This window comes from Noviherbaspirillum sp. (genome assembly GCF_035654295.1).
Taxonomy (GTDB): domain Bacteria; phylum Pseudomonadota; class Gammaproteobacteria; order Burkholderiales; family Burkholderiaceae_D; genus Noviherbaspirillum.
Genome location: NZ_DASRXF010000056.1, coordinates 1 through 4,681 on the forward strand (window position 1 = coordinate 1; position 4,681 = coordinate 4,681).

A 4,681-nucleotide genomic window follows, 5' to 3' on the forward strand; every position below is an offset into this window, starting at 1 on the left:
TGGGACCGGGTTTTCGATTTCTTGGAGGCGGGGGTCGGAATTGAACCGGCGTAGACGGCTTTGCAGGCCGCTGCATAACCACTTTGCTACCCCGCCACGGGAGGGTATTGTAACCACAAAACTGAAACGGCGCTGCGCCCACCATCTTGCGGCGATTCATTGCTGCCGCCGGGCCAGCGAGGAAGCCGTGCGCTTCCATTTGAAACTGGAGCGGGAAAAGGGTCTCGAACCCTCGACCTCAACCTTGGCAAGGTTGCGCTCTACCAACTGAGCTATTCCCGCATAAACCTTCATGCGCTTCACAAAACCGGGGCAAAGCCCTCAACCTTGTGAAATAAAAAAGGAAGCTTGTGTAAGCTTCCTTTCAGAATCTTGGAGCGGGAAAAGGGTCTCGAACCCTCGACCTCAACCTTGGCAAGGTTGCGCTCTACCAACTGAGCTATTCCCGCGTCGTTCACAACAGACGCACATTATAGACGTCTGCCGTTTTTTGTCAAGCACACACCGGGATTCAGATGCGCCCTGCCTTCTCTTTGATCAGCGGCCATGCCTTCTGCAGGTAATAGAACATGGACCAGACCGTCAGCACTGCAGCGATGACCAGCAGCCACGCGCCCCATAGACGCGTGTCGATCACGCCGAACAGCGTATCGCTATAGAGCAGCATCGGGATCGCCACCATCTGGGCCGTCGTCTTGATCTTGCCGATCGAGCTGACCGCGACGGATTTCGACGCGCCGATCTGCGCCATCCATTCGCGCAGTGCGGAGATGGCGATCTCACGGCCGATGATGATGAATGCGACCACCGCATTGACGCGGTCGAACTCGACCAGCAGCAGGAGCGCGCCGGCGACCATCAGCTTGTCGGCCACCGGGTCGAGGAAGGCGCCGAAGGCGGAGGTCTCGTTCCAGCGGCGCGCGAGGAATCCGTCGAACCAGTCGGTCACAGCCGCCACGATGAAGATCGCCGTGGAGGCCACGCCTTTCGCATGGGGGGAAAGCCAGGTGTCGGGAAGGTAGAAGACGCCAACCACGAGCGGGATCAGCGCTACGCGCAGCCAGGTCAGCAGGATTGGAATATTGAAGGGCATAGTCGGCGCCAGAGAATAATGGCGATTATCGCGTGGAAACTGCAATCCCCGCAAATCCTGGCGCGACGGCGGCGTCCTTGATGCAACTTTCAGTGCAGCTGCTTGTAGATCTCTTCGGCGAGCTTGCGTGAAATGCCTTCCACCGTGGCGAGCTCTTCGATGCTGGCATCGGCCACACCCCGCAGGCCGCCGAAACGCGCGAGCAGCTTCTGCCGGCGCTTGGCACCTATCCCTTCGATGTCTTCCAGGCGCGAACTCTGCCGGGCTTTCGCGCGCTTGGCGCGCATGCCGGTGATCGCGAAGCGGTGCGCTTCGTCGCGGATCTGGGCGATGAGCATCAGTGCAGCGGATTCCTTGCCCAGTTCGAGCGCCGCGCGGCCATCGGCAAAGATCAGCGTCTCCAGGCCGACCTTGCGCCCTTCTCCCTTTGCCACGCCCACGATCTGGCCGATGTCCAGGCCGAGTTCACTGAACACCTGCCGCGCCATTTCCACCTGGCCCTTGCCGCCGTCGACCAGGACGATGTCGGGCATGACGCCCTCGCCGTTCGCCACTTTTTCGTAGCGCCGGGTCAGCACTTGCCGCATGGCCGCATAATCGTCGCCGGGTGTGATGTCGTTGATGTTGTAGCGCCGATATTCACCGTTCTGCATCGTGTGGTGGTGGAACACGACGCAGGAGGCTTGCGTCGCCTCGCCCTGGGTATGGCTGATGTCGAAGCATTCGATGCGCAGCGCGTCGATGTCTGCGGTATCCAGCGCGAGCGTGTCGGCCAGCGCGCGCGTGCGCGCTTTTTGCGAACCCTGCTCGGACAGCAGGCGCGCCAGTGCTATCTCGGCCCCCTTCTGCGCCATCTCCAGCCACTGGCGGCGCTGCCCCTGCGGCTGGAACACGAGCGAAATCCGATGGCCGCACTGCTCCATCAGCGCCATCATCAATGCCGGCTCATCGAGCTCGACGCTGACGATGATCGTGGACGGAACAAAGAGCTCGATGTAGTGCTGGGCGAGGAACGCCTTCAGCACCTCTGCCTCCACGCCTGCCTCCGTGTCGGCCAGCGCATCGTCGACATGCGAAGGGAAATAAGCCCTGTCGCCCAGATGCCGCCCGCCGCGCACCATGGCGAGGTTGACGCAGGCGCGGCCGCCCTGCACGACGACGGCGATGATGTCGATGTCCGCATCGCCAACCGTCTCCATCGCCTGCTGGTGAAGCACGCGCGAAAGCGCCGTGATCTGGTTGCGCACCGCAGCCGCCTGTTCGAACTTCAGTTCCGCGGCGAAGGCATGCATCTTGGTCTCGAGTTCTTCGAGGACTTCGTTCTGCCGCCCCCGCAGGAACTTGGCGGCATTCTCCACGTCGTGCGCGTAGTCTTCGCGGCTGATCGCATTCACACACGGAGCGCTGCAGCGCTGGATCTGGTGCAGCAGGCAGGGCCGTGTCCGGTTGGCAAACACAGTGTCTTCGCAGGTGCGCAGCTGGAATACCTTCTGCAGGATCTGGATCGATTCCTTCACCGCCCAAGCGCTGGGGAACGGGCCGAAAAACTGGTTCTTCTTGTCCACCGCGCCGCGATAATAGGCCATGCGCGGCACGTTCTGCCCGGTGATCTTCAGGTAGGGATAGGACTTGTCGTCGCGGAAGAGAATGTTGAAACGCGGCTGCAGCGTCTTGATGAGATTGTTTTCGAGCAGCAGCGCTTCCGCCTCGCTGCGCGTGACCGTCGTTTCGAGGCGGGCAATGCGCTCGACCATCATCGCGGTGCGCGGGCTGGCGAGCGTTTTCTGGAAATAGCTCGAAACACGCTTCTTCAGGTCGCGCGCCTTTCCCACGTACAGGAGCTTGCCCTCCTCATCGAAGTAGCGATAGACGCCGGGCAGGTGCGGAAGCGCGGCGACGATTTCAAGAATGGCCGCGCGCGGATCCGGAACCTCTGGAACGACTGTCTCGGACATCTTGCCCCTTATACTCCCGAGAAGGACTCCGCGGTCGCCTTCGCCGCTCGATAGCGCGGATCGTCCTGCAGGGCCTCCCATGCGAGTGCCGGCGACAGCGGCACGAGCGCCGTGACGCGCGCCGCCGAAGCCTTCGCGGCTGGCGTCGCCTTGAGCTTCAGCCCCTGCAGCAGTTCATCCGCCTTATCCGGCGAATTGCAGATCAAGACCATGTCGCAACCGGCGGCGAGCGCCGCATTGGCACCGTCGACCACCCCGCCCGCGACGCTCGCGCCTTCCATGCTCAGGTCGTCGCTGAAGATCACGCCCTGGAATCCGTAATCGCGGCGCAGGATGGACAGCCATTTCTTGGAGAATCCGGCCGGGTTCTTGTCAACCTTGGGGTAGATCACATGGGCGGGCATCACGCCGGCCAGTCCGAGGCCGAGCCAGCCGTAGGGCGCGGCGTCGTCGGCGAGGATTTCCTTGAGGCTGCGCTCGTCGACAGGGATATCGACGTGGGAATCGGCTTTCACGAAGCCATGTCCCGGGAAGTGCTTGCCGCAGTTGGCCATGCCCGCCAGCGCCAGGCCATGGTTGAGGCTCTTGGCGAGCACACTGACCACGCGCGGATCGCGATGGAATGCACGGTCGCCGATCACGCCGGATTCGCCGTAGTCGAGATCCAGCACGGGTGTAAACGAGAGGTCGACGCCGCAGGCGCGCAGTTCCGCCGCGAGGACAAAGCCGATGTCGGTGGCCGCCTTGATCGATGCGAGCACGTCGCGGTCCCACAACTCGCCCAGCTTGCGCATCGCCGGCAGGCGGGTAAAGCCGTCCGTCTTGAACCGCTGAACACGGCCGCCCTCGTGATCGACGGCGATCAGGACGCCCGGACGCGCTTCCTGGATGGCCTGAGTGAGCGCGACAAGCTGCTTCCGGTTTTCATAGTTGCGCGCAAACAGAATCACGCCGCCGGTCAGCGGGTGCTGGATTCGCCTGATGTCGTCATCCGACAGGGTCGTGCCGACGACGTCGAGCATGACCGGGCCAAGTTGCTGCTGAGCGTTTTCCGCCACCTTGTTCATTTTTTCTCCACTATGACGAAGGCCACCGCGTAGTCGGCTTCGTCGGTAATCGACACCTGTGCGGTGAGCCCGTTTTGTTCCATGAATTCCTTCAGCGCGCCGCTGGTGACGACAACCGGCTTGCCGCTGGGCGCGTTCAGCGTCTGCATCGCGCGCCATGTCATCGGCATGCGCATGCCCAGGCCGATGGCCTTGGAAAACGCCTCCTTGGCCGCGAAGCGCGAGGCGAGGAAGCGGATGCCCCGCGCCTCCACCTTTGACTTGCGCCGGTGATATTTGTCCAGCTCCTCCGGCCCGAGGATCTTCTCGGCGAATCGGTCGCCGTTGCGCGCAAGCGCGGCTTCGATGCGTGAGATCTGGATGATGTCGGTGCCGATGCCGTAGATCATTTCTTGTGCAGACCCAGGCGCGCGGCAACCATGATCGCCTTCATTTCCTTGACGGCATTCTTCCAGCCGACGAACAGGGCCTGTGCCACGATGGCATGACCAATATTGAGTTCGGCGATTTCGGCAATGGCGGCGATCGGCTGCACGTTGGTGTAGTGCAAGCCGTGGCCCGCATTC

5 protein-coding genes and 3 tRNA genes are annotated in these 4,681 nt (G+C 62.4%); all 8 read right to left on the reverse strand.

The window, feature by feature from the left end:
* Nucleotides 1-22: 22 nt before the first annotated feature.
* Nucleotides 23-96: transfer RNA gene (locus VFF99_RS06570), tRNA-Cys, on the reverse strand.
* 110 nt (nucleotides 97-206) lie between these two features.
* Nucleotides 207-282, reverse strand: a tRNA-Gly gene (locus VFF99_RS06575).
* Between the two features lie 91 nt (nucleotides 283-373).
* A tRNA-Gly gene (locus tag VFF99_RS06580) sits at nucleotides 374-449 on the reverse strand.
* A 62-nt stretch (nucleotides 450-511) separates the two neighbouring features.
* On the reverse strand, nucleotides 512-1,093 hold the full coding sequence (gene pgsA, locus VFF99_RS06585; RefSeq protein ID WP_325016140.1) for a CDP-diacylglycerol--glycerol-3-phosphate 3-phosphatidyltransferase: 582 nt from the start codon (nucleotides 1,091-1,093) through the stop codon (nucleotides 512-514).
* Between the two features lie 89 nt (nucleotides 1,094-1,182).
* Nucleotides 1,183-3,048 carry an excinuclease ABC subunit UvrC gene (gene uvrC, locus VFF99_RS06590; RefSeq protein WP_325016142.1) on the reverse strand — a complete coding sequence of 622 codons (1,866 nt, stop codon included), beginning with the start codon at nucleotides 3,046-3,048 and terminating at the stop codon, nucleotides 1,183-1,185.
* A gap of 8 nt (nucleotides 3,049-3,056) precedes the next feature.
* Entirely contained in the window at nucleotides 3,057-4,115 is a 1,059-nt protein-coding gene (nagZ, locus tag VFF99_RS06595) for a beta-N-acetylhexosaminidase (protein WP_325016144.1), read from the reverse strand.
* Nucleotides 4,112-4,504 carry a holo-ACP synthase gene (acpS, locus tag VFF99_RS06600; RefSeq protein WP_325016146.1) on the reverse strand — a complete coding sequence of 131 codons (393 nt, stop codon included), beginning with the start codon at nucleotides 4,502-4,504 and terminating at the stop codon, nucleotides 4,112-4,114. The genes nagZ and acpS overlap by 4 nt, the downstream gene beginning before the upstream one ends.
* Nucleotides 4,501-4,681: pyridoxine 5'-phosphate synthase (locus tag VFF99_RS06605; protein ID WP_325016148.1), on the reverse strand; the 181-nt coding region annotated here is incomplete at its 5' end. The genes VFF99_RS06605 and acpS, both read right to left, overlap by 4 nt.

Bases quoted from the DNA above. Each gene is read 5' to 3' on its own strand.
- pgsA (WP_325016140.1), bottom strand. From the start codon at position 1,093: ATGCCCTTCAATATTCCAATCCTGCTGACCTGGCTGCGCGTAGCGCTG.
- uvrC (WP_325016142.1), bottom strand. From the start codon at position 3,048: ATGTCCGAGACAGTCGTTCCAGAGGTTCCGGATCCGCGCGCGGCCATT.
- nagZ (WP_325016144.1), bottom strand. From the start codon at position 4,115: ATGAACAAGGTGGCGGAAAACGCTCAGCAGCAACTTGGCCCGGTCATG.
- acpS (WP_325016146.1), bottom strand. From the start codon at position 4,504: ATGATCTACGGCATCGGCACCGACATCATCCAGATCTCACGCATCGAA.